The organism is Vibrio sp. N418 (assembly GCF_000222565.1).
GTDB classification, from domain to species: Bacteria; Pseudomonadota; Gammaproteobacteria; order Enterobacterales; family Vibrionaceae; genus Vibrio; species Vibrio scophthalmi.
In genome coordinates this window covers 127973-153871 of the sequence record NZ_AFWD01000045.1, presented here as the reverse complement: position 1 = coordinate 153871, position 25899 = coordinate 127973, and the positions used below count along the sequence as shown (strand labels likewise).

Here is a 25899-nt window from a genome sequence, read left to right as displayed (position 1 = left end):
AGCGTCAATGGAATATCTGTAACTATTTTTAAATTATCAGAATTACTTTTGATAATAAAGCTATATCAGTGATTGGTTTTTTATTTATCTATATAAATCAATTGGATGGGATTTGCGCTGTGTCAGTTTGATAGAGATTCATGGCCACTTGGTCTGCTCACACTTATCTTCTTGATGCAAGGGAAAAATACGGCGATAAGTATATTTAATCGAGATTATTAATTTTATTTGTTTAAATTTATGTGAAGTGAATAATTTGATTAATTTATGCTTATTCTGGGTATTTTTATCTACATTGATTTTTGTATTTGTGGCATATTTAGCGCTCTTGCTTACCACTTGGATAGTAAAGAAAATTGCACTCAAGCGTTTATTCTAATTCCTAATGGTGTTTTGGATTGAATTGTGAAGTTCAGGTGTTCCTGACGATAATTTGGTTTGGTGCATCAATTTTTGCTTGAGTCGTAATGTGTTTATATTGGAGATTAAATGAACAACAAACTTAGGATTGCTTCGGCGATTGCTGCTGCCCTGTGGATTTCTGGTTGTGATATGTCATCACACGCCGCACCACAAGAAGGTGCGCAAGCGGTTCCAGTAAGCATCATCGAACTTAAGAGCCAACCTCAAGCGATTACTATGGAATTGCCAGGTCGAAGCCGTGCCTATATGGAAGCTGAAGTTCGCCCGCAAGTTAATGGTATCGTGCTTGCGCGTAGCTTTACCGAAGGTGGTTACGTTGAACAAGGCCAATCGTTATATCAAATTGATGATGCGACTTACAAAGCGGCCTTGATCAGCACTAAAGCTGAGCTAAAACGTGCAGAAGCAGCGTTGGCATCAACTGGCGCGACGGCAAAACGTTTTAAAGAGCTTTTAAAAACCAAAGCGATCAGCCAACAAGATTTTGACCAAGCTCAAGCTGCTTACCTAGAAGCGCAAGCGAGCGTGGCGGTGGCAAAAGCCGCAATCAATAATGCTGAGATCAATCTTGAGTACACCAAGGTAGAAGCGCCAATTGCGGGTCAAATCAGTAAATCAAGCGTGACGCCTGGTGCTCTTGTGACAGCTAACCAGCCACAAGCTCTAGCGAAAATCTCACAACTTGATCCAATCAATATCGATATTGCGCAATCAAGCACACAAATGCTGCGTTTGAAACAGCGTATTGCCAGTGGTCAACTAAGCCAGCCAGAAACGGCAGAAGTGCGCCTTGTGCTAGCAGATGGTCAGGTTTACCCACACACCGGTTCGATGAAGTTTGCTGAAGTAACGGTAAATGAAAACACCGGCGCTGTGACATTACGCGCGGAGTTCCCAAACCCTGAAGGCATTTTGCTACCGGGTATGTTCGTGCGAACTATCGTCACGGTTGGTACTGATCCAACTGCGATTCTTGTGCCACAAAAAGCAGTGACTCGTAACCCGCGCGGTGAAGGTATCGCAATGGTTGTGAACGCTGAAAACAAAGTTGAATCACGGGTTGTGACGACGGAAGAAGTGATCAACAACCAATGGCTGATCTCTTCTGGCTTAAAAGATGGCGATAAAGTCATTATCGAAGGTCTGCAGAAGATCCGTCCGGGCGCGTCTGTTAACGCAAGCGTGCTTGACGATACAAAAGCAAGCTCATAGGGACTGAAGATGGCTCGTTATTTCATTGATCGCCCGATCTTTGCTTGGGTAATCTCGATTATCATCATGCTGGCTGGTGTGTTTGCTATCACTAGCTTGCCGGTATCGCAGTATCCAAGTATTGCGCCGCCAACGGTGGTGATCAGCGCGAACTACCCTGGCGCATCGGCAAAAACGGTGGAAGACTCAATTACACAGGTAATTGAGCAGCGTATGACAGGTCTTGACCACTTACGCTACATCACTGCTGAGAGTGACAGTTTTGGTAATGCGCAAATCAAGCTAACGTTTAATGCTGAAGCAGACATCGATATTGCGCAGGTTCAAGTACAGAACAAGCTGCAATTAGCGATGCCTATGCTACCTCAAGTGGTGCAAGCCCAAGGTGTAAGCGTAAACAAAGCGGGTAGTGGCTTCCTGATGGTTCTGGGTTTTGTATCAGAAGATGGTTCGATGGACGAAGCTGACATAGGCGACTATGTGGCGGCGAACATTCAAGAACCGCTAAGCCGCGTTGCGGGTGTGGGCGACATTCAAATGTTTGGCGCTCAATACGCTATGCGTATTTGGCTAGACCCATTAAAACTTAACCAGTACAACTTGACTACCAACGATATTATCGGCGCGATCCGTGAGCAAAATGCTCAGGTATCAGCAGGTCAGTTAGGTGGTACGCCGTCAGTGCAGGGACAGGAGCTTAACGCGACGATCTCTTCTCAGTCGCTACTGAAAACACCACAAGAGTTCCGCAATATCGTATTGAAATCGGACTCAACCGGTGCACAAGTTCTATTGAGTGATGTTGCGAAAGTTGAAATTGGCGCAGAAAGTTACATGGCGCGTGGTTTCTACAACGGCAAAGTGGCTTCTGGTGTGGCAATTCAGCTAACCGCTGGTGCGAACGCATTGGCAACCAAAGAAGCTGTTTTAGACCGTATGTCTGAACTAGAACCTTTCTTCCCTGCTGGGTTAGAAATGGTTGTGCCATTTGATACTACACCGTTCGTAAGCAGCTCGATTGAAGGCGTTGTGAAAACTCTGCTAGAAGCAATTGTACTGGTATTTATTATCATGTACCTGTTCTTGCAGAACTTCCGCGCGACCCTGATCCCGATGATTGCGGTACCAGTGGTACTATTGGGTACGTTTGGTATTTTGGCTGTTGCAGGTTTCTCGGTAAACACGCTGACGATGTTCGCAATGGTACTGGCCATCGGCTTGCTGGTGGACGATGCGATCGTCGTAGTAGAGAACGTAGAGCGTATTATGTCGGAAGAAGGCTGTACGCCTTTGGAAGCGACACGTAAATCGATGGACCAGATCACTGGCGCATTGATTGGTATCGGTCTAACACTGTCTGCGGTATTCGTACCAATGGCATTTATGTCAGGCTCTACTGGTGTAATTTACCGTCAGTTCTCGATTACCATCGTATCAGCAATGGCCTTGTCAGTGTTGGTGGCAATGATTCTTACGCCGGCACTTTGTGCCACGATGCTGAAGCAAGTTGAGAAAGGTCATGCCTACACGGATAAAGGCTTTTTTGGTGCATTTAACCGCTGGTTTGACCGTAACACCGACCGTTATGAATCAGGTGTAGCAAGCATCATTAAGCGTACTGGCCGCACTTTCATGGTGTTCCTCGCGATCACTATCGGTACTGCCTACCTATTTGTTCGCATGCCAACCGCCTTCCTTCCAGATGAAGATCAAGGTGTTATGTTTGCACAAGCTATTTTGCCTGCTAACTCGTCTCAAGAAAGCACGATTAAAGTGTTGGAACAAGTTGAGCAATACCTAAACACACAAGAGTCAGATTCGATTCAATCTGTGTTCTCGGTAGCAGGCTTTAGTTTTGCGGGTATGGGTCAAAACATGGGTATGGCGTTCATCAACCTAAAACCATGGGATGAGCGTACTGAACCAGGTACTGACGTACAATCTGTTGCTAACCGTGCAATGGGCGCTTTCATGCAGATCAAAGAAGCGATGGTATTTGCCTTCGTTCCGCCAGCTGTAATGGAGCTAGGTACTGCGGGTGGTTTCGACTTCTACCTACAAGACCGTAGTGGCCAAGGTCATGAAGCATTGATTGCGGCCCGTAACCAACTATTGGGTATGGCAGGACAAAACCCTAATCTTGTTGGTGTACGTCCTAATGGTCAGGAAAACGCGCCAATTTACCAAGTGCATATTGATCATGCCAAACTGCGCGCTCTAAGCCTGAACATTGCTGAAGTTAACTCGGTATTAGCTTCTGCATGGGGTGGTTCTTACGTGAATGACTTTATCGACCGTGGCCGTATTAAAAAGGTAATGGTTCAAGGTGAAGATCAATACCGTATGCAACCTGAAGATTTAGACAAATGGTTCGTACGTAACAGCAAAGGCGAAATGGTACCTTTCTCAGCATTCGCAACTGGTACTTGGGAGTTTGGTCCTCCACGTCTAGAGCGTTTCAACGGCCTACCGTCGGTGAACATTCAAGGTGCGGCAGTGCAAGGTTTTAGTACCGGTGCTGCGATGGATATCATCGAAGATCTTGCCGCGCAATTACCGCCGGGCTTTGGTATTGAATGGAACGGTCTGTCTTATGAAGAGCGTCTATCTGGTAACCAAGCGCCAGCGTTGTATGCCCTGTCTATTCTCGTGGTATTCCTAGTATTGGCGGCTCTTTATGAGAGTTGGTCTGTACCGTTTGCGGTGGTACTGGTTGTACCACTTGGTGTGATTGGTGCGATTGTGGCGATGAACCTACGCGGTTTACCAAACGACGTATTCTTCCAAGTTGGTCTACTGACAACCGTTGGTCTTGCAACCAAGAACGCGATCCTAATCGTTGAGTTTGCTAAAGAGTACTACGAAAAAGGTGCAAGCCTAACGGAAGCAACATTGCACGCTGTACGTGTACGTCTGCGTCCTATCTTGATGACGTCACTAGCCTTTGGTTTGGGTGTTGTACCGCTTGCGATCAGTTCGGGCGTAGGTTCTGGTGCGCAAAACGCAATCGGTACAGGTGTACTAGGTGGTATGGTGGGGTCAACCTTCCTAGGTATCTTCTTTGTACCGCTTTTCTTTGTTGTGGTAGAGCGTATCTTTAGCCCTCGTGAGCGCGAAGAGCGTCGTAAGCGCAAGCTAACACCAGAGACAAACGAAGCGTAATAACCGCGATATCTGTTGATAGCAAAAATAGAAAGGGTCGACTAAGTCGACCCTTTTTTTGTGTCATAGTGAAGAGCACAAAAACCTGGAGAGATGAAGCCAAGCCAACGGGTAGATTAGAAGTCGTACTGACCACCCAATGCCATCATGCTCATGTTTGAGAAGCTGTCGGCTTGGTACTTGAAGTTAGCACTTATCGATACATTGTCGGTTAGGTGATATTCAATGCCAACCACACCAACCATACCCAGCTCATTGCTCTGTTTGGAGGCATGGAGGGGATCTGCACCTGCTTTGGTGGCAGAAAGCTGATATTGCGTATAGGTCGCCCCTGCTTTCATCTTTAAGCTCCAATCGCGGCTATTAGTCAGCGATAGGGCATAGACGGGCATTAACGAAAATTGCTTAGCTTCTAATGACACATCCCACAGATTGCTGCTATCAGATTCATGGTAGTGATAATTTTTTTGATAGCCCATTTCAAGTGCGAAATTATTATCAAAGTGGTAGCCAGCCAATAATGTGATAAAGCCGTCGGTTGAATCAGGGCTGAGTTTTTGCTCGCTAGCCAGGTCATACACAGTGATGTCGTGATGGGGCGTCGCACGGCCCACTTCCAAACCAATATAAGGCGAAGCAAACGCGGGCAATGCGCAAACAAGCAGTGGGGAAAAACAATATTTCTTCATAGAATCAATCCAGTAACTGAAGCGCCGTATTTTATGGGTTGCGATTGAATTAGTTAACTAGTGAGCGCTGCATATTTGTGCGGTTGAATGTCAGAAAATTCTCACGCGCTCATTGGGTTAGTCAAAGGAGTGATGATGGTCAGGTTCGCATACCGATGTTCGGATATTATCGATTGACTGACATAGTGGTGAGTTGGGCGAGTTGAGTCACTCGCCCAAAAAATAAAGCAAACTGAATTAATTCATATCAAGCAGTCTTGGCTCATTAAAGAGTTGCTGTAGTGTTTGGAGAAATTGCCCTACGTGCAAGCCATCCATTAAGCCGTGGTGCACTTCAACCGATAATGGCATGCGCCATTGTTCGCCTTGCTGCACCAACTTACCAAACGCCATCTTCGGCACACTATCAGGGAAGTTAACATCTCTCGCGTGACTCATGCTGGTGAAATCAATCCATGGCAATACGGTGAGGTGAATGGTGTTTTGCTTCATCTCCTGGCCAATGAATTGCTCTAAGATAAATGGCGTATTCTTAATGCGAGTTTCCGCGTCGGTCGCACTCGTTGTAAAGTGAGCAAAATCGGCGTGGTAGTCTAAATCACAAAATCTCACTGTGTCATCGGTGGCGAGTAAAGCGACACTGACTTGCATTGGTGAGTAGATACGCACTTCTTCACCGACCAATCGATAAGCCATCGGCTCACATTGATTCAACGCTTGCTGGGTTAGATAGAGATAGGCGTGAAAGAAGCGATGATTATGTTGCTTACAATATTGGTATAGCGCAGAAACATCGATATTCGAGCAGATGTTATACCAAGGATGACTAAAGCCTTGATAGAACTTGAAGTGTTCGGCACGCGCCCATTGGCTGACATCCAGCACTTGATACGCCATGTGATTTCCCTATGAGTTTCAATGATTTTAACCGTTGCGATTGTATTGATAGTGGTGGGAGAAGAGAACTAAAATTTAGTGAAGTTTTGTAATTGAGAACTCGCAAAATACGATTGAAATGTTCGATGCACACAATCCCCTCGCTAAGACGTATCAGAGCCATTACCATGTGCAATAAGTTTATTGATTGAAGGTGTGTTATGTCTTTTCCTGCTTGTCCAAATTGTCAGTCTGAGTTTGTTTATCAAGATCAAAACAATCTTGTGTGTCCGGAATGTGCGCATGAGTGGAATCCGGATGAGGTCGAAGAAGGTCTAAATATCAAAGATGTTAACGGTACCTTGTTGGTTGAAGGTGACAAAGTCACACTTGCGAAAGACCTCAAAGTGAAAGGTAGCTCGCTGGTGCTTAAAATTGGCACCAAAGCGGTGATTAAACGCATTGTTGAAGGTAAAGATCATCAACTGGATTGCAAAGTAGATGGCGCTGGTGAAATGATGGTGACTGCGAAGTTTGTCAAAAAAGCGTAGTGAATGTTGGTCACTATTTTCTGTTATCTATGAGTATAGAAATATAGTTAAAGAGTAGCGACGATATAAATCAAGAGTAAGGAAGTGAGGTAATAATGGAAGATAACGTATTTGAACGTGGCTTTACTGGTGAGCCAGAAATTAGTGCACGCCTTTATAATTTGGCGATTGGCGCTGTATTGTGTTGGGGGTTTTGGATCAACTGGTTAATGGTTTCAGCCATTCCCGTCGAGGTGATTGCATCGATCAATCCTTGGGTCTTTTTCATCGGCTATTTTGCTAGCTGTTTTATCGGTATTTATCTCTTTCGGTCGTCATCGAATCCGTTAGTCAGCTTTCTAGGCTATAACTTCGTGGTGGTGCCTTTTGGCCTAATCATTAATATGGTGGTATCCCAATACGATCCCGCCTTGGTGTTATCGGCAATTCAAGTGACCGGGCTTGTTACTGGGGTGATGATGATACTTGGCACTCTATTCCCGAACTTCTTCGCTAAGATTGCTGGTGCATTGACCATCGCGCTGCTCGCCGTGATTGTGGTTGAGCTGTTTCAAATCTTCGTTTTGGGCATTCATCAAGCGTGGATAGATTGGGCTGTTGCGGTAATTTTCTGTGGTTACATCGGTTATGACTGGGGGCGCGCAAATCAGATCCCAAAAACCTTAGATAATGCTGTCGATAGTGCTGCGGCGCTTTACATGGACATCATCAACTTGTTCCTACGTATTCTACGCATTATGGGACGTAAATAGTCTCTTATTTACGTATTACTTCGAGCCCTAGATGCGATTAAGAGCTAAGCCACTCAATCTTTTAGTGTGGCTTAGCTCGCTATGACTTAGCTCGGTCGAATTGATCAGTCATAAAGTGTATCGAAGGCTTTCTTTAGGTCTTCATGGCTGGGCAGTGGGTATAGAAAATCACGCCATTTTTCGCTATCAGCATGTTCGATGACATAACGGCTAAAAGCAAAGCTCTTCGGTGAGATATAGACAAGCTCCCCATTCTGGTAGCCTAGGTAACTATAACTCATTTTTAGGGTTGGGCTTTCTGGGGTGGCTTGGGCGAGTCTGCGAATGAGGCGATGATAGTATTGATTGGTATACCACACATCCCCTCCGTTTAGAGAGACAATATGCTCAGCTGGCGAATAGGTCGCTATCTTGTTATTTGGGGCTTGTGAGCTAAAGACACGGCCATCGCCATGGCCATCACACATGTAACTATCACCGAACTTACTTGCTTCAACATTGCATTGATATCGAGTTGGAAGGTACTGTTTACGCTCAATCACTTTGAAGGTTGTAGCGTCAACAATACACGTTAAGCCATGTCCGCTTTCTTGAAGATAGATGCGGTTTTCTGCTCGGTTGAAGACAATGTTGTAATCGCGAGGAGAGTAGTATATCTCCTCAATTTCAGGATCATTGACCTCAAAAAAATCAAGAATCTCTTTACTAGGCAACTTCACCAACACAAGTAAGTCACTATTTTTTACGATGACCTGGCTGCTATCGGCTGCCCAAAGGTACTCAGCATTCCACGTGAACTCTTCGTCATTGAGTTTTGTGATTTCTTGAGTCGCTAAATCATAAAGCACGACGCCGATAGAGAGTGGAAGAACCATATAGCGTCCATTAGGAGAGCGGCTCATATAACTGGCGCTGTCGCGGGCGCCCTTTCCTAGAGCAGGCGGTGGCGGTAATTGACCTTCAGGGATAAGCAGTTGTGGTTCTCCGCCATTGACGTTGAGTGCCCAATAGCTGAGTTTGGTTTTATCTTCACTATTTGCAACGGTAAATAAAATTTGTGGCACTTCTAGGTTTTCCGTATTCCAATCGGCTACTTTCAGATTATTAGGAAATTCAAATCTGTAGGTATAGTGCCACTCTTTCGCACTGTCTTGTCTATCCAGTTGTTCCGCCAAGAGCGCTATGCGGGCTCTTTCTTTGAAGTAGGGTTTGGTGAGAGTGTAAGTGATCCCGCCACCCACTATGATACAAGCGCTGATTCCAATCAGTAATTTTGTTTTTCTATTTATCTTACTAACAGTCAAGTTGGATTCTCTTATTTGTGTTGGGCTTGAGCCCCATAATTGTCGCCTATCGTATTGGATTTATCGTTAACATTCAATTGTTATGGCTTTATTTTCAATGGTTTAGATTTTTTCTGAGATAAGAGTTAGCATAAGATTATCAATGTTTTTTGTTATTGGGTCGCACGGCTATGGCTGAGATTTACATACTTTGTTTACCGAAATATGGCTTTTCATTTTCCTCTATTTGCGCAATTTTGTACTAAATTAGAACAAGGTCTAGCACAGAGGTGAATTATGAATAAACATGGAATTTCTATCGGCCTTGATAGAGTCGATGATGATGTTTTTTTATCGATTAAAGCAGTCGGAAAGCTAACTCACGATGATTATCAAAGACTCGTTCCCATGTTGGATGCCGCATTGGCGAAAATTGAACAACCGAAAGTGAATGTGTTTTTTGATGCGACTGAGTTTCAAGGCTGGGAGGTGAGAGCGGCTTGGGATGATTTTAAACTTGGTATGAGTCATGGTTCGGAATTTGAACGCGTGGCCTTGTACGGTTCACATGGTTGGCAAGAATGGGCTGCTAAGGTGGGGAGTTGGTTTATTCATGGTGAGATTCGTTCTTTTGAAGAGTATGACGAAGCGGTCGCTTGGTTAATGGACGGTAACTAGTTGCGAAGAGTGATTTAGATTGAAAAACACGCTGCCAATTTAACATTGAGATCAATTCGTGCTATTTTTACTGGCTATTAAATATATATAACACAATGGCTTATCGTACTTTTTGTACTCGCTTGGAGTGTTATTGAGTCATAATGAAATAAGGATATACGATGCGATACGTCAAGAAAGGATTAGTTGTTTTATGTGTCTTTCTCTCCGCGAATACATGGGCAAATTCACATAAAGAAGCCGCTTATGATTTGATTGATGCGATGAACCTCAATCAATTGATGTCGGAAACTATCGATTCCATGTTGGCGGTACAATTACAAGCGCAGCCTCAACTACAACCATTTCAAGGTACGATGAAAGAGTTTTTTAACACCTATATGAGTGGAGATAGTTTGCGAGACGATTTTGCTCAGCTATATCAAAGCGCTTATACCGAGCAAGAACTCAATGAACTGGCTGCATTTTTACAGTCTCCTACAGGTCAGAAATCTTTGAAGCTTTCGCCAATGCTAACAGCGCAAGGGGCGGAAATTGGCCAGAAGCGAGTGATGGAAAACGCACACATTTTAGAACAAATGATTAAAGAAGAAGCAGAGCGTATTCAAGCAGCGCAAAATTAGTCATTCGTTACTCATATTTTAAAAGACTTATCTCCCAAGGCTCAGTTCGCAAGAACTGAGCCTTTATTATGTTGGACGTTAGCGATACAACCAAAGTAAACTTATGAGTTTACTTATTTAATTCTAAGCGATAATATTGGTTTAGTTAGAGTGCGTTATCGGTTATCAATGCCACCTTTGCCCACTCATTTGTTTTACAGGGAAGGATGGGGTTGATGTCATTGCCAAAAGCTGCTTATGCTGCGATGTTTAGTTCTGCCTTGTTCTACTCTCCTATACTCATCGCAGAGCCGAGTGAGGATAGCTGGTTTGATAACTTGCTGACTGACTTAGGGTCTAGCGAAACGGTTGATGAATCCAAATTAATTGACTGGGGAGTGTTACCAGGGCCATTTGTTAACCCAGAACAAGGCTTTGGTATCGGTGTTGCAGCGGTTGGCTTGTATACCCCTTATGATTGGCAGCAAGATGATCCTTATTCTACTCTCACACTCACTTCTTACGCTTCGACATCAGGCTCTTATGGCTTAGGTGTTAATAACCGTACTTATCTACGTCATGATACTCTGCGTTTACTAGGCGAAGCCTGGATCAGTCATACTCCAGGTTACTACTGGGGGATTGGCCGACACGCGGCGGAAAATGACGATCAGAAAATACAATATCAAGGCCAGCGCGTTCAATTTAGTCCCAAGATTGCCGTGGAGATCTTCCCCGATACTTACGCTAAATTGGGTTGGCAGTACCAATCTTATCGCAATGTAAAAGGGGTTGATGGCGATCGCTTGCCAGTAGAGATGCTATCAAGTTCAGCCATAGTCAGTAGTGGTGCTCTCGTGGGATTGGAATATGATTCGCGAGACTTCGAGCCTAACCCAACACGAGGTCAGCTTATTGATATTGAATGGATTGCAAACCGCGATAGCTTCGGTAGCGATAATGGCTATGACAACATTGTTGCCAATATTCGCCATTACCAGCCTTGGTCTACGGCAACCATCATTGCGATGGAAGTCTATTCACAATCGATTATTGGTGATGCGCCATGGTTTGATTATGCGCAGCTTGGCGATGATCAACGCATGCGGGGCTACTATCAAGGCCAATACCGCGATAAACATCAGATTTCGACTCAAATTGAACTCCGCCATACGGTGTCAGGGCGCCACGGTGTGGTTGCATGGCTTGGTGGTGGTAATGTTGCTCCAAGCTATTCGCAACTGTTTGAAAGTGATTGGTTGCCAAGTGTGGGGTTGGGCTATCGCTTTGCCTTTAAGGCGCGCATCAACGTGCGAATTGATTTAGGTGTCGGTAAAGAGAGCCGTGGGTTTTATTTTCAGATAAATGAAGCATTCTGAGGTGTGAGATGAAAAAAGTCGGACTGTTATTGCTCAGTTTTTGCGGCGGCTTATTGGCCTATCAAACCCTCAGTGCACATGAAATTACTTTACAAAGCTTAAACCTATCACAAGATTCGATCGATCAAGAGGCGCTCTCAGCGTTAAAAGCGCCTGTTGGTGTGCGCCCTTGTTGTGCCTTTGGGGTTGATCTAAAAGCGCAGTTAGGCAGTGTTCCTGTACCATTCTTTTCATTAGAAAATGTCCTTGATCCAACGGACATTGGTTCTCACCGTTACAATGATGGTAGCGAGTCCGTCTCTGGCAGTTTGCTGGGGTTTAATGATGAACGTAATGGGATCACTTTTACTGAACTGGGTGGGTTTATTGATACTGCCCACGTGCGCGACACAGCAGACTATAGCTACTATTTGTTTCAACTCAATCGTCAGATGCTAGGACACAATGGCTACTTGACGTTGCCATCAGAGCTAAAGAGTCGTCGCATTCAATGGCATAAACAAGAGAGACCTCTCTCTGAATTTGAACGTGTTGAACGCAGTGCGCAAGCTGCGGCGTTAATTGCGTTTCGTTTGGCGCAGTGGCATGAAATTGCACAGTGGTTTGGTATGGTCTCAGTGACGGGGTTTAAAGAGTACGCCTCAGCCTTTTCTTCTGAAGATCTCTATTCCAATATGCTTGGTGCGAGATTGGCGCAAGAGATACTGGTGGCGCAGCCGAATCTGACGGCTTCCCAGTTTTCACAGGCGATGGATATCGCGTTTGCCAATCAACTGATTAAGTTAAAAGCGCAGCCTAAATCGGTCACAAGAAGTAAGTTACAGCAATTGGATGGCGTTTGGTGGGACAGCGATAAGCGCTTGCCAGATAAGTGGGTGGTGTTGTTTCGTGATTATCATTTAGCGCTTAATCTGATGCCAAACTTCTCAGGCTCTGTACACGCGTTATCGCTTGAGGATCGTTTTGCTGATCAGCAGCGAATTGAAGAGTGGGTGAGTTTAGAGCTTCATTCCGATGATCAAGACAACGCATTTTCTGCTCTCCCAAATACAATCAATCAACAAGCGATTTGGCGTCCTGAACAATTCCAACGTTTGGCAGATTTTGCTCAGCAAGCGGATCAAAATGTTCGCCCTTAGTTAGCGCTTTTAACGATTTAAAAACGCCCCTTATCGAAAGATAGAGGGGCGTTTTCGTTTAAACGTTTAAGGCAATTAAATTAGTAAAGGTCGGCAAACTCAGCGATTGGCTTGCGGCCTCGTAACACGAGGAAATTTAAGAAGCGGCTAGTGCTTGATGTGATGACTTTCTCTTCATCTACTTGGTATTTTTCAAGCAGTGCGATCGCCAAATCAAGATTGGCGATATCTTCACAGAAATGCGCATCAGATCCGGTGGTAAAGTAAACGCCAATTTCTTTACCGATACGGGCGATGTTATCGCAACGTTCAACACTGCCGATGCGGCTGTGGCCGAGCAGTGAAGAATTGTTGATTTCAATCGCGACGTTGTGCTCTTTAGCGCAAGTTAGGACCGCTTCAATATCAAACGGGAAGTTAGGATTCCCAAGGTGACCAAGGGCATCAATACGACCACTTTTAATCACATTGATTAACGCTTCAGTATGTTCTGCTTCACTGGCTGGTGGGAAGACAGGCTCATGGAAGCTGGCCATTATCCAATCTAAATGTTGATCGGTCGTTGCGTGCAAATCGATATCACCATTGGTGTTCAAAGTGTTGGCTTCGACGCCACGAATAATACCCACTTCATTTAAAAAGCGCGGAATAATTCGTTGGTTATTAAAAAACCAGTAGTGGGGCGCGCCCGGCATTTCAGGGGCGTGATCGGTAGTGCAGAGAATTTTTAATCCTTTACGATGGGCGGCTGCGGCATTTTCGAGCAGCGTGCTGTACGCATGGCCACTTGCCAGCGTATGTGTGTGAGTATCAATCACGATTTCCATAGTTACCTCGGGAAATTCAGGGTAGTTACGGCAAACTCGCTTTTTACAGCGAATAATAGTAAATACCGAATGGCTTGAACTGAATACATGAGCCTTGATGAATGTTTAACATCCATCGTTTCTCGCATATTCACCGCATCTGATCTCAGGTCACCCCTCATGCTTCCTTTGATGGCGATGTTACGCGCTATAATGACAATATAGCGACGAGTGAATTTTATACTTATTCGAGTCGATCGGCATCTTTAATCCGTAGCAATGAGTTAAAAAAACAGATTGCAATTCTGTGACTTAATGATTGCACGTCATCGCATTTTGCTTGGCTATATCTCTTTGTCAGCTTCTTTGCTGTTTGTGGCTATTTGTGTTCCTTGTGATGATTTCTATTTGCAGTCGCCTAAAAAATTCTTACACTCGCGCCGTCTTTTTTGGTTGGTGCTCGTCTTAGAGATGATTACCTTATTTTGTGAATGACAAAGATGAAACAAACTCCTTTGACGATGGATTCAATTAAGCCACTCATTACGGCACTGATACCGAAACAAGTGATAGATGAGGCTTGTGAATGGGCAATAATGCATGGTGTCGCATTTAAACAAGCAGACAATACCGCAAGGCATTGTCCGTTTAGTATTGCGCCAACCACCATGCAGCGTTCCACCTATCAACACCTTCGTCATGTCACGCCATTGATTGCAAAGTTGATATCCAATGTGTCTGAAGATCATGTGTTTTTACAACAGAGCTTAGCGACGATGGCGCAAGCGGATCCCTTTTTTGGTCTGTTGATGAAATTGCATATTCAGTTACACGGGCATTTGTATAAGCATCACCAAGAACAACATCATCCAAAGGTGAGTGATGGTGCGCTTTTCGCCCCGCGTCAGCCTCTACTGCTGATGCGTACCGATTTTATGGATGATCGTCATCAAGGCGCAAAAGTGATTGAGTTCAACGGTATTGCGGCAGGCATGGCACCATTTGGCCAACGTGCGACGCAATTACATCAATTTATTGCGGAGCAATGGGGAGAAGCGATCCAGTCATGGGTGGTGGATCCTAAGGCAATACCCGCCGATAACGTAGGGATGGAACAACTTGCACTAGCGATTGCAACAGCAGCGCGTGAAGTAAGAGATAACTTCTTGGGCGATGATGCCGCTGAGTCAAATAAGCCGACATTTTTGATGGTAGTACAGCCAGATGAAGATAATGTTTATGATCAACACTTGTTGGAAGTGGCACTGCAAAACTTAGGTGTCCGCACTGTCAGACGGACCTTTGCCCAGCTAAGTGGCCAGTTAAGTACTCAGATAAACAGTGATGATACACCGAATGGTGCCAATAAGCCGCGACTCATGCTAGAAGGGGTTGGCGCGATTGATTCAGTCTATTTGCGGGCAGGCTACCAATATCAAGACTACTGCGCTCCAGAACTGAAAGAACAAGAGTGCTGTTATACCCTTAGCCAAACTCGCGTGTTTATAGAACAGCATTATGTTGCGGTGAATGCCACGGTAAGTCAGCAATTGGCGACCAGTAAATCGATGCAGATGTTGTTGACGATGATGAGCGCGGAACAATACACGCGCTGGGGTTTTAGCCTTGAAGAAGCACGCTTGGTGAAAAGTGTGTTGGCGGAAATGAAACCGATCACCACAGAAAGCATTGCGTGGTTTAACACGCACGCCAACCAGCAAGAGTGGGTGCTTAAAAACCAAGGAGAGGGTGGTGGACACTGTATCTTTGCCGCTGAGATTAGTGCGAAATTGGCCACTCTTAAAGTGGAAGAATATGATGCATGGGCGTTGATGCAACGCTTATATCCTCATGAAAGAGAAACGCCAACGGTTGCAGTTCGTGATAGTAAAGCAACATTAGTGACGGATCTGGTTAGCGAAATTGGTTTGTTTACCGCGCACTATCAAGGCCAGCCCGTGACGGACTTTGATGGTTATGCGGGGTACTTGATCCGCAGTAAACCTGCGAGTGAAAACGAAGGCGGCATTCATAGCGGTCAAGGCATATTGGATTCGTTGGCGCTGATTGACTAGCGGGCCATGATAGAACAACGCTAAGTAGAAAAGAGAGATGACAACCCGAGTTCAGCTTAATCGTTAACTCGGGTTTTGCTTTACTCTGTCTATGCGAGTGCCGGTGTTTTTCTCGCGACGATGTAAGCGCGAATATGATCATAAGCGAGGTTGAAAACAAAGGCGTAGAGGGTGATAAAGAGGGTTACGCCAATATCCATCATGAGTGCTTCAACAAGGCTGACCTTCAATAAGTAAGCCATCACAGGCACCGTGGCGAACAGCAAGCCAGCTTCAAACAGCAATACGTGCACAATTCGGGTTTTCAGTGAACGTTTCTCTTTTTTTCCCGGAACAAACTTATCAAAGATCCAGTTAAATATGACGTTCCAAATCATGGCAATAGTGGCGACAACTATCATGGTTCCTGATAAGTGGCTCACGTTATGATCGGTAAATATCGCTAGGCCAATAATCGACAATGATACCGCTAGTACCTCAAATGTAATGGCGTGAAATAGACGCTCTAATCGACTCATAAACTCCCCCAATAAAATAATGTCTCGACTTTAGAGGCGGCGATTATGCGGATTCCTTAATAGAAAGAAAGTTAACATCCATCACACTTCGTGATAGCTTGGCTGGCATTACACTATCACACACTCAATATCGCACTTTGAATAGGTCATATCATGTACAGCTTCGAGCAACTTAAAATTTTCGTCACCGTGTGTGAGTGCGGCTCGTTTTCTGCCGCAGCTCGTAAACTCAAACGAGCCCAATCTGGGGTGAGTCAATCAGTGGCGAATCTAGAGCTTGCCATCAACCAAGATCTGTTCACCCGTGATAAGAACATTCCCAAATTAACCACGACGGGCCATGCTCTGTTGCCTATCGCGAAATCGATTTTGAGCCAGCAGCAGTACTTCGACCAAAAAGTAGAGTCGTTGGATAAATCGATTGAAAATGAGTTATTTATAGCGATTGATGAATGTTTGGTTACTGATGAATTGCTAGCAATATTGACCCAATTAGCGGAACAATTTCCGATCACTAATTTTGATCTCACGATCAGTGCGACCTTCGATGTGGAAGAGGCGGTGCGCAGCAATAAAGCCCATGTGGGTATTATCTTTGCTGATGGTGAATTACGTGAAGATATGGATTTTTTCACCCTAGGCCAAATGCGTTTTTTAACCGTGGCATCGCCAGAACATGCGTTAGCGAACTTAACGCGCGTGCGAGATTCAGACTTGAAAGCGCATCGCCAAATCGTTCACCGCAGTGCATCTCAAAAAGAGCTGTGGTTTAGCTATGGCATTAGCTCTAACTTTTGGTACGCCAATACCCACCAAATGTTAGCCAAGTTAGCCTGCCAAGGTATCGGCTGGGCAGTGATCCCGGAGTTAATTGCCACTCCTTTGGTTGAACAAGGTAAGCTCCTTGCGTTGCCGGTGACTCACGAACAAGATGGTTGGCTAACCACGGCTGGTTGCTTAGTGTCTCGCAGCCACTCATCAGGCCCCGTTTTGGAGAGTTTCATTGCGGCATTGCAAGCGACAAAGCTGGCAGTGACTCGCTAGTTGAAGGTAAAAAAAGCCCTTAGAACCTATCGAGTAGGGGGACACGTCGGTTCAGAGGGCCTCATTAATTTGGTGGACTAGCGGTTTTATTTAATCACACCACACACCATGCGAGCACCGCCTCCGCCGAGTGGCGCTGGGTGATCGGCATGGTTATCACCGCCAGCGTGAATCATTAAAGCGCGGCCATCGAGATCGGCCAGTTTAATTCGAGGTGCCAATACCGGTTGATTGGCATTGCCATCCATATCAACGTAAAGCGCGGGTAAATCACCTAGATGGTTATCCGTTGTCCAAGGTTTACCATGTTTACCAGTATTCGCAGGATCATAGTGCCCACCCGCGGCACCACCAATGATGGTTTTGCCATTTTTCTCCGAGCTGTCACAGGATGGGTTGGAGTGGACATGGAAGCCATGTAATCCAGCCGTTAAGCCTGTTAGTTGTGGTGTAAATACGGTGCCGTATTCACTTTCTGTGATGACAACCGTACCAGCAGAATTGCCGCTATTTAAGTCAATCATTTCAACGCTAAGTTCTTCCGCTAATACACCAGTAGAAGTCACACATAAAGCAGCAAGTAATAGTTTGTATTTCATTATTATTTTCCTTTTTGAAAGTATCGAGCTTGATGCTCAATCAACCACAATGTCGCAGTGACATCACCATCTTGCTGTGGTTCGGAGCTATAAATAGCACCCAATAAGTATGGTGAGGAAATGAGTTTTTGCTGCAAAATTAATCGTTTTTATCGATGTAAGAGCAACCCTAATCAGGACAAGGCCTAGAGAGCATCGCAGTGAGATTAGTCAGTGGTTTGAGGAGTGAAATGGTGTCGATTAAAGAGGAGTCGCTTCGGTAGCCAGTGTATCGAAGCGACAAGTGAAGCTCTAATAATCGAACGACTAAAGCGTGACCCCTGATTTAAAGATTGCTAATTCGCGTATATCGTTACGTTCATTATTGGTTGGTGTTCCACTGGCGATAGCTGTCACATAGTCGACAAATTGCTCAAGCAATGTTGCCATTTCTACGCCTTCCACTAACGAGCCTGCATTGAAGTCGATCCAATGTGGTTTATTGGTTGCCAGCTCAGAGTTGGTCGCGAGTTTGATCGTCGGGACAAAACCACCGTAGGGGGTGCCTCGGCCAGTGGTAAACAATACGATGTGACAACCACTAGCGGCCAGAGCTGAAGTGGCCACGGCATCATTACCCGGTGCGCTAAGCAGGTTTAAACCCGGTTTGGTTAAGCGTTCACCATAATTTAGGACACCAATAACAGGGCTCATGCCCGCTTTTTGAGTACAACCCATAGACTTATCTTCTAAGGTTGAAATACCACCTTTCTTGTTGCCCGGTGATGGGTTTTCATAGATAGGCTGGTTGTGGTCGATAAAATATTGTTTGAAGTCGTTGACCATACTGACCGCTTTGTCGAATGTCGGTCTATCGATACAACGCTCAAAAAGCAGATGTTCTGCACCGAACATCTCGGGAACTTCGGTTAGTACGGATGTCCCTCCAAGTTCAATTAAGTAATCCGAGAACTCTCCCAATAGTGGGTTAGCGGTAATGCCTGATAAGCCGTCAGAGCCACCACACTCAAGTCCAACGCGCAGTTTACCGATACTGATATTAGTGCGTTTATCTTGCTTTACACTTTGATAGATCGCTTCTAGATGGGTCATGGCCACTTCCACTTCATCTTGCTCGTTCTGTGCAATCATAAAGCGAATTCGTTGCTCATCGACTTCTCCGACATGCTCTTTAAACGGGCCTATCTGATTGTTTTCACAGCCAAGGCCAATTACCAGTGCGCCACCGGCATTAGGATGGTTAACCATATTGGCGAGGATGGTTTTGGTGTTGTCGTGATCATCGCCCAGTTGCGAGCAGCCATAGTTATGGGGAAATAAGTAGATACCATCACACTCAAGATCAGGATAGCGCTGTTTAAAACGATTAACGGCTTGTTGGGCGATGCCATTGACGCAGCCAACGGTTGGAATTACCCAAATTTCATTACGGATGGCTACATCTCCATTGGATCTTTGATAGCCATCAAAAAAGCGCTCAGCTAGGTGAGAGGGTTTCATAGAGTGGAAATTAGGTAGATATTGGTAACTATCCGTCTCTGACAATTTGGTTTTGATATTATGGGTGTGCACCCATTCGCCGACGCTAATGTCCTCGGTGGCGTAACCAATAGAGCCGCCATATTTGACGATATCTTCACCGGCGGTAATTTGGCTTAAGGCGACCTTACTACCACGGTCAACGTCTTGCGTCAGGGTGATGCGTTGGCCATCAACATCCAGTGTGTGTCCAGCAACAAGAGAGTGAAGACATACCAAGACATTGTCTTTGGCATTGATTTTTATGAACTGTTTCATGGGTATCCCAATTAAGTGATCCCGTCCGACGTGGCTATCTTATATTGGTGCCTGTCTTTTAATCAAATAAAAAACGATAATTTTCACCAATATTTAATATATAGAGCAATATTATCAGCTTGTATGGCTTTTTTACGCAAATTAAACAATTTTCCTAATAATAAAATACCGATAAAAAACACCTAAAGATGATCGCTTACACGTTTGCGTAGATTGATTATTCATTCTTTTCATTCCCACTTTAGACTCGCTACATATTCGATAACACCTGTCCGACATACAGAACTTATCTGCCGTTTAGATATCGAGCGATATCATTTAGGGATATAAAAATGACACCACTATTTAGAGATTTCACATCACAACCTTGCCGACCTGAAAAAGTCATTCAATTTGGCGAAGGTAATTTCTTGCGTGCCTTTATTGATTGGCAGATCGATTTACTTAATCAACATACAGATTTTGATGCGGGCATCACCATTGTACGACCTATTGACGCTGGCCACCCTAAACTGGACGCTCAAGGGGGCATCTATACAGCATTAATCCGCGGTATTAACGAAGCGGGCGAAAGTGTCGCTGAACCACGTATCATTACGAGTGTTAATCGCGAATTACTTGCGTATGGCGAGTATGAAGAAGTGCTGCGCGTTGCGGAAAATCCAGATTTGGAATGGGTCGTCTCAAATACAACAGAGGCGGGCATTTGTTTTGATGAGTGTGATCAGCCTGACGCTATGCCACCAATTACCTTTCCAGCTAAATTGACTCAGTTTCTTTATCGCCGTTACCTGCACTTCAATGGTAGCAATGAGAGTGGTTTAATTCTTTTGCCGTGTGAATTGATTGATTCGAACGGCGAAAAATTAAAAGAGACCGTGATCAAATATGCGCAATTATGGCAGCTAGATGCAGAATTTTTAAATTGGATTGAGACTGTAAACACATTTTGCTCAACATTAGTTGATAGAATCGTCACTGGTTACCCAAAGGATGAAATTAAGTCAATTGAAGCAGAATTTGGTTATCAAGATAACTTCCTAGTTGCTGCAGAATACTTCTATCTTTTTGTTATTCAGGGACCGAGTTGGTTAAAGGAAAAATTGAACCTTGACCAATGTCCTTTAAATATAAAAATCGTTGATGACATCAAGCCATACAAAGAGCGTAAAGTCGGTATTTTAAATGGTGCCCACACGGCGATGGTTCCTGTGGCATACCTAGCGGGTATCGATACGGTTAGTGAAGCGATGCAAGATGGTGAAGTGAGCGCATTCCTTGATGCCTTGCTTGATCGTGAAGTTATCCCATCATTGGACATGGATGAACAGGAACTGCAATCGTTTAAAGACAGCGTTTTAGATCGATTCCGAAATCCGTATATCAAGCATTATCTAATTTCAATTGCGTTGAATTCACTTACTAAGTTTAAAACTCGTCTACTTCCTCAGTTGATCACTTACTCCCATGATCATGGCACGGCACCTAAGCATCTAAGTTTTAGCTTAGCGGCACTTTACTGCTTTTATTTAGGGAAACGCGGTGATGAAGCGATTCCTTTGAGCGATGACCAACACCTTTTGGAACCCTTTGAAGCTTGGCGTCAGACCTCTGATGACCACAGTGAAAATGTCCGTCAATTCTTAGCGATGGAAAATCATTGGGATATGGATTTAACCCTGCTACCAGAGTTGCCTGTCCTGGTCGCAAAATATGTAAACGCTATCCAAGCATTAGGTATGAAAGAAGCAATGAAGCAGCTGTAAGCAGCAAAATATAACAATTATATGAAAGGATCCTCAATGAACACTCTACATTCAAAAATTAAAAAAGTATCCGCAGCAATTGGTCTAGCGATGGCGTTCAGTTTTGGCGCCAATGCCGCCACAGAAGTAATGATTGCCTACGGTAACCAACCAGGTGAGCCGATCGATCAAGCAATGCATTACTGGGCTGAACAGGTAAAAGAAAAATCTGACGGTGAAATTGTTTTTCGTCTTTTCCCATCTAGCCAATTGGGTGGCGAAACTGAAGTTATGGAACAAGCTAAATTTGGTGCGAACATCATCACGATTAGCTCTTACGGCTACCTGATGGATACCGTGCCGGATCTTGGTGTGATTAACGCGCCGTATTTATCGCAATCCTTTGAGAAAAAATCAAAGCTATTACACACAGAATGGTTTGATGGACTTAACGCTCAGTTGTCAGAAAAAGGTTTGAATATCATCGTACCTGATGTGGTTTACGGAACTCGTCACCTTTTGTCTAAAGGCGAAGTCGAAACCCCTGCGGACCTTGATGGTGTGAAAGTGCGTGTTCAACATTCTCGCCTATTTGTGGCAACGGTAAAAGCAATGGGTGGTGTACCAACACCAATGTCTTTAGCGGATGTATATCCGGGCCTATCTCAGGGTGTGATCGAAGGGGTGGAAAACCCGGCGGTTGTTCTGCATGGCGGTAAATTCCATGAAGTGGTTAAGCACCTTAATTTAACGGCTCATACTAAGCACCTATCACCATTTGTTGCTGGCACCATGTTCTGGAATGGTTTGTCTGCTGAAGAGCAAAAAATCATTCTTGATACTAGCCGTGACATGGTGGACTACGGTGCGAACTTGATTGCTGAAAGTGAGCTTGCTGCGATTGAGCAACTAAAAGCAGAAGGTGTGACGGTGAATGAAGTGAACATTCAGTCATTCGAAGAAGCGGCACGTAAAGTTGTGCAAAGCGAGTTCCCTGAGTGGACACCAAACCTGTACCAAGACACGCAAGCTAAGTTAGCTGAACTGTAATGCTTTTCAGGGGGCTTTGCTTTTAGCCCCCTAATTTCAGCTTGTGGGAGCACAACACATGGAAACTCAAGTTTCATTAAATCAACTTGAAGATAAGCCTAAGAATAAGATCATTGCGACGCTCGATCGTATCAGTGAACTTGATACTTTTATTGCCGCCTCTTTCTTGGCGATCATCGTCTTGTTAATGAGTTATGGCGTGGTTACACGTTATGTTTTTAATTCGCCAAGTTCATGGGTAGAAGAAGTTTGTTTAGCACTGTTTGTCTGGATGACATTCATGGGTTCTAGCGCACTTATGCGCACGGACGAAGTGGTTCGTATCGACTTTTTAGTCCACAAAATTCCAGCCAAAGCCGCTAACGTATTAGACAATTTATGCCGTCCTCTACTCGTCATTTTTGCATTGGCATTCATGGTTTATTGGGGCTGGAAACTGTTGCCTTTTTCTCAGGTTCGTTTTACGCCGGCATTGAAACTTCCTTATGTCTACATTTACGCAGCGGTTCCGGTGAGTGGCATGTTCATGCTTTACCACCAACTTAAGCATCTTTACTCGTTCTTTGTTCCGTGCAATAAGGAAGCCTAATCATGTCCGTTATTTTGCCTATTTCAGCATTATTAGTGTTATTCACACTGGGCATCCCAGTTGCGTTTTGTATTTTTCTTGCGACACTTTCGTACTTTTTGATGAATGATCATCTGCCAATGATGATGCTGGTGCAGCGTCTTGCTGGTGGATTGGAGTCAGTGACTCTACTAGCGATTCCATTTTTTGTAATGGCTGGCGTCTTCATGAACCACTCAGGTATCAGCCAACGACTATTGAAATTCTCTGAAGTGCTTACTGGCCATATGAATGGTGGCTTGGCTCAAGTTAACGTCGTACTTAGTACGTTGATGGGCGGCCTTTCAGGCTCTAACATCGCAGATGCCGCGATGAGCTCAAAACTTCTTGTTCCACAGATGGTTGCGCGTGGCTATAGCGCATCATTCTCTTCAGCTGTGACTGCGGCGTCGTCATTGATTACACCTATTATCCCGCCGGGTATTGCGTTAATCATTTACGGCTACGTGAACAATGTTTCAATCGGTAAATTGTTCCTTGCAGGTGTTGTTCCGGGTGTCATGCTGTGTGCCATGATGATGGGACTGGTTGCGGTTATTTCGAAAAAACGTAATTACGCTCCAATTCGAGAAAAGCGCGCTTCAATTGGTGAAATTGCACTGTCAGCAAAAGATGCATTCCTAGCACTACTATTGCCAGTGATCATTATCGGCGGTATTCGTTTTGGCGTATTTACTCCAACAGAAGCCGGTGCAGCCGCGGTTATCTATGCATTGATTTTGGGTATGTTCGTTTACAAGCAGATGAACAGCAAACTGCTTTGGAGTGCGACCAAAGAATCTGTTCTCGCATCTGCTAACGTACTTCTTATTATCTGTGTCGCTGTTGGTTTCTCTAAATTTCTTACATGGGAGCGCGTGCCACAAGAGCTTGCAACATGGTTAACTGGCGCTGTAGAGAGTCCATTTACGTTCTTATTGTTAGTCAACCTGTTCCTATTGATCATTGGTATGTTCCTTGAGGGCAACGCGGTGATGATCGTATTGGCACCGTTACTAGCACCTGTTGCACATTCATACGGTATTGATCCGGTGCATTTCGGTATCATCTTTATCTTTAATAGCGCTATCGGCACCATTACTCCTCCACTCGGGACGGTGATGTTTACCACCTGTTCTATCACTAAGGTCACGATAGAAGACTTTGTCAAAGAAGTGATGCCATTTTGGTTATTGCTGATTGTCGCTCTACTTATGATTACCTACATTCCAGTTATTTCAATTGGCTTGCCAAATATGGTCTTTGGTTAAGGTTGTTCTAGATGAGTAACAAGAAAGTCGCGATTATTGGTGAATGCATGATTGAGCTAAGTGGTACTCCATTTGGCGAGATGAAACAGAGTTTTGGCGGTGATTCACTGAATGCTGCGGTTTATCTAAAACGCATGTCAGACGAGCAGGTGGAAGCCTGCTACGTCTCTGTGTTAGGTGATGATAAGCTCAGTGAAACGATGCGTAAGCACTGGCAAGCAGAACAGATAAATACCGATTGGGTGCTGCGTGATACACAGCGTGGCACCGGCTTATACATGATCAGTGTTGACCAATTTGGCGAACGCAGTTTTCAGTACTGGCGAAGCCAGTCTGCGGCGAAGTATTTATTGCAACATGCGGAGTTTGCCTCAGTCGCCGAGCAATTACTTCATGTTGATGTGATCTTCCTCAGCGGCATTACGCTGGCCATTTTGTCACAGCAAGACCGCAAGGCTTTGGTTACATTACTGAAGCAATGCCGATCTAACGGTGTAGAGATTGCGTTTGATAGTAATCATCGTCCGGCGCTATGGCCAAGCGTGGAATGTGCCCAACAAGCGTATGGAGAGTTGTTCGCGATTAGTGATATCGCCTTGGTTACTTTTGATGACGAGCAATGTGTGTGGCAGGACGAGGATGCTCATCAGACGCTGAATCGTTTACAAGCTCAAGGAGTGAGTAAAGCAATCGTAAAGTTGGGTGAAAAAGGGTGTTTAAGCCAAGTCTTTGCTCAAGAGAATAAGCCAACACACACAGCGGCTTATTGGGTTGATACCGTTTTGGATACCACCTCTGCGGGGGATTCATTTAATGGCGCGTTCTTAGCGCAATATGTAAATGGTAAAGCGCTATCAGCCTGTTGTCAGGCGGGGAATTTATTAGCCAGTCATGTAATTCAACACCGCGGAGCGATTATCCCGACAGTGGTAACCGATCCAATTTGCGAACTAATTAAGGAATTTAAATGAGCGACATTACTCAACAATTAGCGGCACTTAAGGTTATCCCTGTTATCGCTATCGATAATGCACAAGATATTATCCCTTTAGGTAAAGTTCTAGCTGACAATGGCTTACCAGTGGCGGAAATTACTTTCCGTTCCACAGCCGCGGTTGAAGCTATCCGTTTATTAAAACAAGCGCAGCCAGAGATGTTAATTGGTGCCGGAACAGTGCTAAATCGCCAACAGGTTATTGCTGCCAAAGAAGCCGGTGCGTCTTTTATTGTGAGCCCTGGTTTCAATCCGAATACGGTTAGAGCGTGTCAGGAGTTAGATATTCCCATTGTGCCTGGAGTCAATAATCCAAGTACGGTAGAAGCTGCGCTGGAAATGGGCTTAACGACATTGAAATTCTTTCCTGCGGAAGCCTCTGGTGGTATCGCAATGCTGAAATCTCTGTTAGCACCTTACGGTGGTATTCAGATCATGCCAACTGGCGGCATCAACACTCAAAACATCAATGATTATTTAGCCATCCCTCGAGTTGTTTGTTGTGGTGGTTCTTGGATGGTTGAGAAATCTCTAATTAATAATGGTGAGTGGGAGACGATCGCCCAATTAACACGTGATGCAGTCGCGTTGGTTAACTCATAATTTTTCTCATCCCCCCCAAAAAAATACTTTTGGGAATTGCGTAA

The 25899-nt window shown here is 44.7% G+C and carries 23 protein-coding genes; 16 read left to right on the top strand and 7 right to left on the bottom strand.

The genetic code is table 11. The features are described 5' to 3' along the window. Positions 1-489 precede the first annotated feature (489 nt). On the top strand, positions 490-1635 hold the full coding sequence (locus tag RH86_RS09170) for an efflux RND transporter periplasmic adaptor subunit (RefSeq protein WP_009733757.1): 1146 nt from the start codon (positions 490-492) through the stop codon (positions 1633-1635). A gap of 9 nt (positions 1636-1644) precedes the next feature. Beyond that, complete coding sequence (locus RH86_RS09165) at positions 1645-4797, top strand: efflux RND transporter permease subunit (protein ID WP_009733756.1); 3153 nt, start codon at positions 1645-1647, stop codon at positions 4795-4797. A gap of 116 nt (positions 4798-4913) precedes the next feature. Here the strand turns inward: RH86_RS09165 and RH86_RS09160 are convergent, their stop codons facing one another. Beyond that, positions 4914-5486: an AcfA family outer membrane beta-barrel protein gene (locus RH86_RS09160; protein ID WP_009733755.1), complete on the bottom strand. Its 573-nt coding sequence runs from the start codon at positions 5484-5486 to the stop codon at positions 4914-4916. 237 nt (positions 5487-5723) lie between these two features. Beyond that, positions 5724-6383, bottom strand: a complete 660-nt coding sequence (locus RH86_RS09155; protein ID WP_009733754.1) for a CatA-like O-acetyltransferase — start codon at positions 6381-6383, stop codon at positions 5724-5726. 200 nt (positions 6384-6583) lie between these two features. Here RH86_RS09155 and RH86_RS09150 point away from each other — a divergent pair, with 200 nt between their 5' ends. Beyond that, positions 6584-6913, top strand: coding sequence for a zinc ribbon domain-containing protein YjdM (locus RH86_RS09150; RefSeq protein ID WP_009733753.1), 330 nt, complete (start codon positions 6584-6586; stop codon positions 6911-6913). 92 nt (positions 6914-7005) lie between these two features. Beyond that, the gene (locus tag RH86_RS09145; RefSeq protein WP_174269652.1) at positions 7006-7665 is read left to right on the top strand and encodes a Bax inhibitor-1 family protein; all 660 of its coding nucleotides are present in this window, start codon (positions 7006-7008) and stop codon (positions 7663-7665) included. A 104-nt stretch (positions 7666-7769) separates the two neighbouring features. Here the strand turns inward: RH86_RS09145 and RH86_RS09140 are convergent, their stop codons facing one another. Next, positions 7770-8840, bottom strand: a complete 1071-nt coding sequence (locus RH86_RS09140) for a hypothetical protein (protein WP_223296335.1) — start codon at positions 8838-8840, stop codon at positions 7770-7772. 405 nt (positions 8841-9245) lie between these two features. Here RH86_RS09140 and RH86_RS09135 point away from each other — a divergent pair, with 405 nt between their 5' ends. From RH86_RS09135 to RH86_RS09120, 4 genes are all read left to right on the top strand, one after another. Next, on the top strand, positions 9246-9626 hold the full coding sequence (locus RH86_RS09135) for an STAS/SEC14 domain-containing protein (RefSeq protein ID WP_009733751.1): 381 nt from the start codon (positions 9246-9248) through the stop codon (positions 9624-9626). 161 nt (positions 9627-9787) lie between these two features. After that, complete coding sequence (locus tag RH86_RS09130; protein WP_005596452.1) at positions 9788-10249, top strand: DUF2059 domain-containing protein; 462 nt, start codon at positions 9788-9790, stop codon at positions 10247-10249. A 245-nt stretch (positions 10250-10494) separates the two neighbouring features. Next, a complete protein-coding gene (locus tag RH86_RS09125; protein WP_223296336.1) occupies positions 10495-11607 on the top strand; it encodes a BamA/TamA family outer membrane protein in 1113 nt (370 codons plus the stop codon). A gap of 8 nt (positions 11608-11615) precedes the next feature. Next, on the top strand, positions 11616-12746 hold the full coding sequence (locus RH86_RS09120; RefSeq protein WP_009733749.1) for a DUF4056 domain-containing protein: 1131 nt from the start codon (positions 11616-11618) through the stop codon (positions 12744-12746). 80 nt (positions 12747-12826) lie between these two features. Here the strand turns inward: RH86_RS09120 and RH86_RS09115 are convergent, their stop codons facing one another. Next, complete coding sequence (locus RH86_RS09115) at positions 12827-13573, bottom strand: phosphatase (protein ID WP_005596456.1); 747 nt, start codon at positions 13571-13573, stop codon at positions 12827-12829. Between the two features lie 479 nt (positions 13574-14052). On the opposite strand from RH86_RS09115, the gene RH86_RS09105 reads away from it, so the two are divergent. After that, positions 14053-15627, top strand: a complete 1575-nt coding sequence (locus RH86_RS09105) for a glutathione synthase (RefSeq protein ID WP_223296334.1) — start codon at positions 14053-14055, stop codon at positions 15625-15627. Positions 15628-15716: 89 nt separating this feature from the next. On the opposite strand, the gene RH86_RS09100 is transcribed toward RH86_RS09105, so the two are convergent. Then, a complete protein-coding gene (locus RH86_RS09100; RefSeq protein ID WP_009733746.1) occupies positions 15717-16145 on the bottom strand; it encodes a PACE efflux transporter in 429 nt (142 codons plus the stop codon). A gap of 153 nt (positions 16146-16298) precedes the next feature. On the opposite strand from RH86_RS09100, the gene RH86_RS09095 reads away from it, so the two are divergent. After that, positions 16299-17189 carry a LysR family transcriptional regulator gene (locus tag RH86_RS09095; protein ID WP_009733745.1) on the top strand — a complete coding sequence of 297 codons (891 nt, stop codon included), beginning with the start codon at positions 16299-16301 and terminating at the stop codon, positions 17187-17189. 86 nt (positions 17190-17275) lie between these two features. On the opposite strand, the gene sodC is transcribed toward RH86_RS09095, so the two are convergent. Further along, positions 17276-17788, bottom strand: a complete 513-nt coding sequence (sodC, locus tag RH86_RS09090) for a superoxide dismutase family protein (protein ID WP_009733744.1) — start codon at positions 17786-17788, stop codon at positions 17276-17278. A 306-nt stretch (positions 17789-18094) separates the two neighbouring features. Then, a complete protein-coding gene (locus tag RH86_RS09085) occupies positions 18095-19585 on the bottom strand; it encodes a UxaA family hydrolase (RefSeq protein ID WP_009733743.1) in 1491 nt (496 codons plus the stop codon). A 332-nt stretch (positions 19586-19917) separates the two neighbouring features. On the opposite strand from RH86_RS09085, the gene RH86_RS09080 reads away from it, so the two are divergent. The 6 genes from RH86_RS09080 to RH86_RS09055 are packed head-to-tail and all read left to right on the top strand — an operon-like array spanning position 19918 to position 25855. Further along, positions 19918-21351 carry a tagaturonate reductase gene (locus tag RH86_RS09080; RefSeq protein ID WP_009733742.1) on the top strand — a complete coding sequence of 478 codons (1434 nt, stop codon included), beginning with the start codon at positions 19918-19920 and terminating at the stop codon, positions 21349-21351. Between the two features lie 36 nt (positions 21352-21387). Beyond that, complete coding sequence (locus RH86_RS09075; RefSeq protein ID WP_009733741.1) at positions 21388-22380, top strand: C4-dicarboxylate TRAP transporter substrate-binding protein; 993 nt, start codon at positions 21388-21390, stop codon at positions 22378-22380. A gap of 58 nt (positions 22381-22438) precedes the next feature. Continuing rightward, the gene (locus tag RH86_RS09070; RefSeq protein ID WP_006714407.1) at positions 22439-22969 is read left to right on the top strand and encodes a TRAP transporter small permease; all 531 of its coding nucleotides are present in this window, start codon (positions 22439-22441) and stop codon (positions 22967-22969) included. 2 nt (positions 22970-22971) lie between these two features. Continuing rightward, on the top strand, positions 22972-24258 hold the full coding sequence (locus tag RH86_RS09065; RefSeq protein ID WP_006714408.1) for a TRAP transporter large permease: 1287 nt from the start codon (positions 22972-22974) through the stop codon (positions 24256-24258). Positions 24259-24269: 11 nt separating this feature from the next. Continuing rightward, positions 24270-25229 (top strand): sugar kinase, encoded by a 960-nt coding sequence (locus RH86_RS09060; protein WP_009733740.1) that lies wholly within the window; start codon positions 24270-24272, stop codon positions 25227-25229. Beyond that, on the top strand, positions 25226-25855 hold the full coding sequence (locus RH86_RS09055) for a bifunctional 4-hydroxy-2-oxoglutarate aldolase/2-dehydro-3-deoxy-phosphogluconate aldolase (protein ID WP_009733739.1): 630 nt from the start codon (positions 25226-25228) through the stop codon (positions 25853-25855). The genes RH86_RS09060 and RH86_RS09055 overlap by 4 nt, the downstream gene beginning before the upstream one ends. Positions 25856-25899 lie beyond the last annotated feature (44 nt).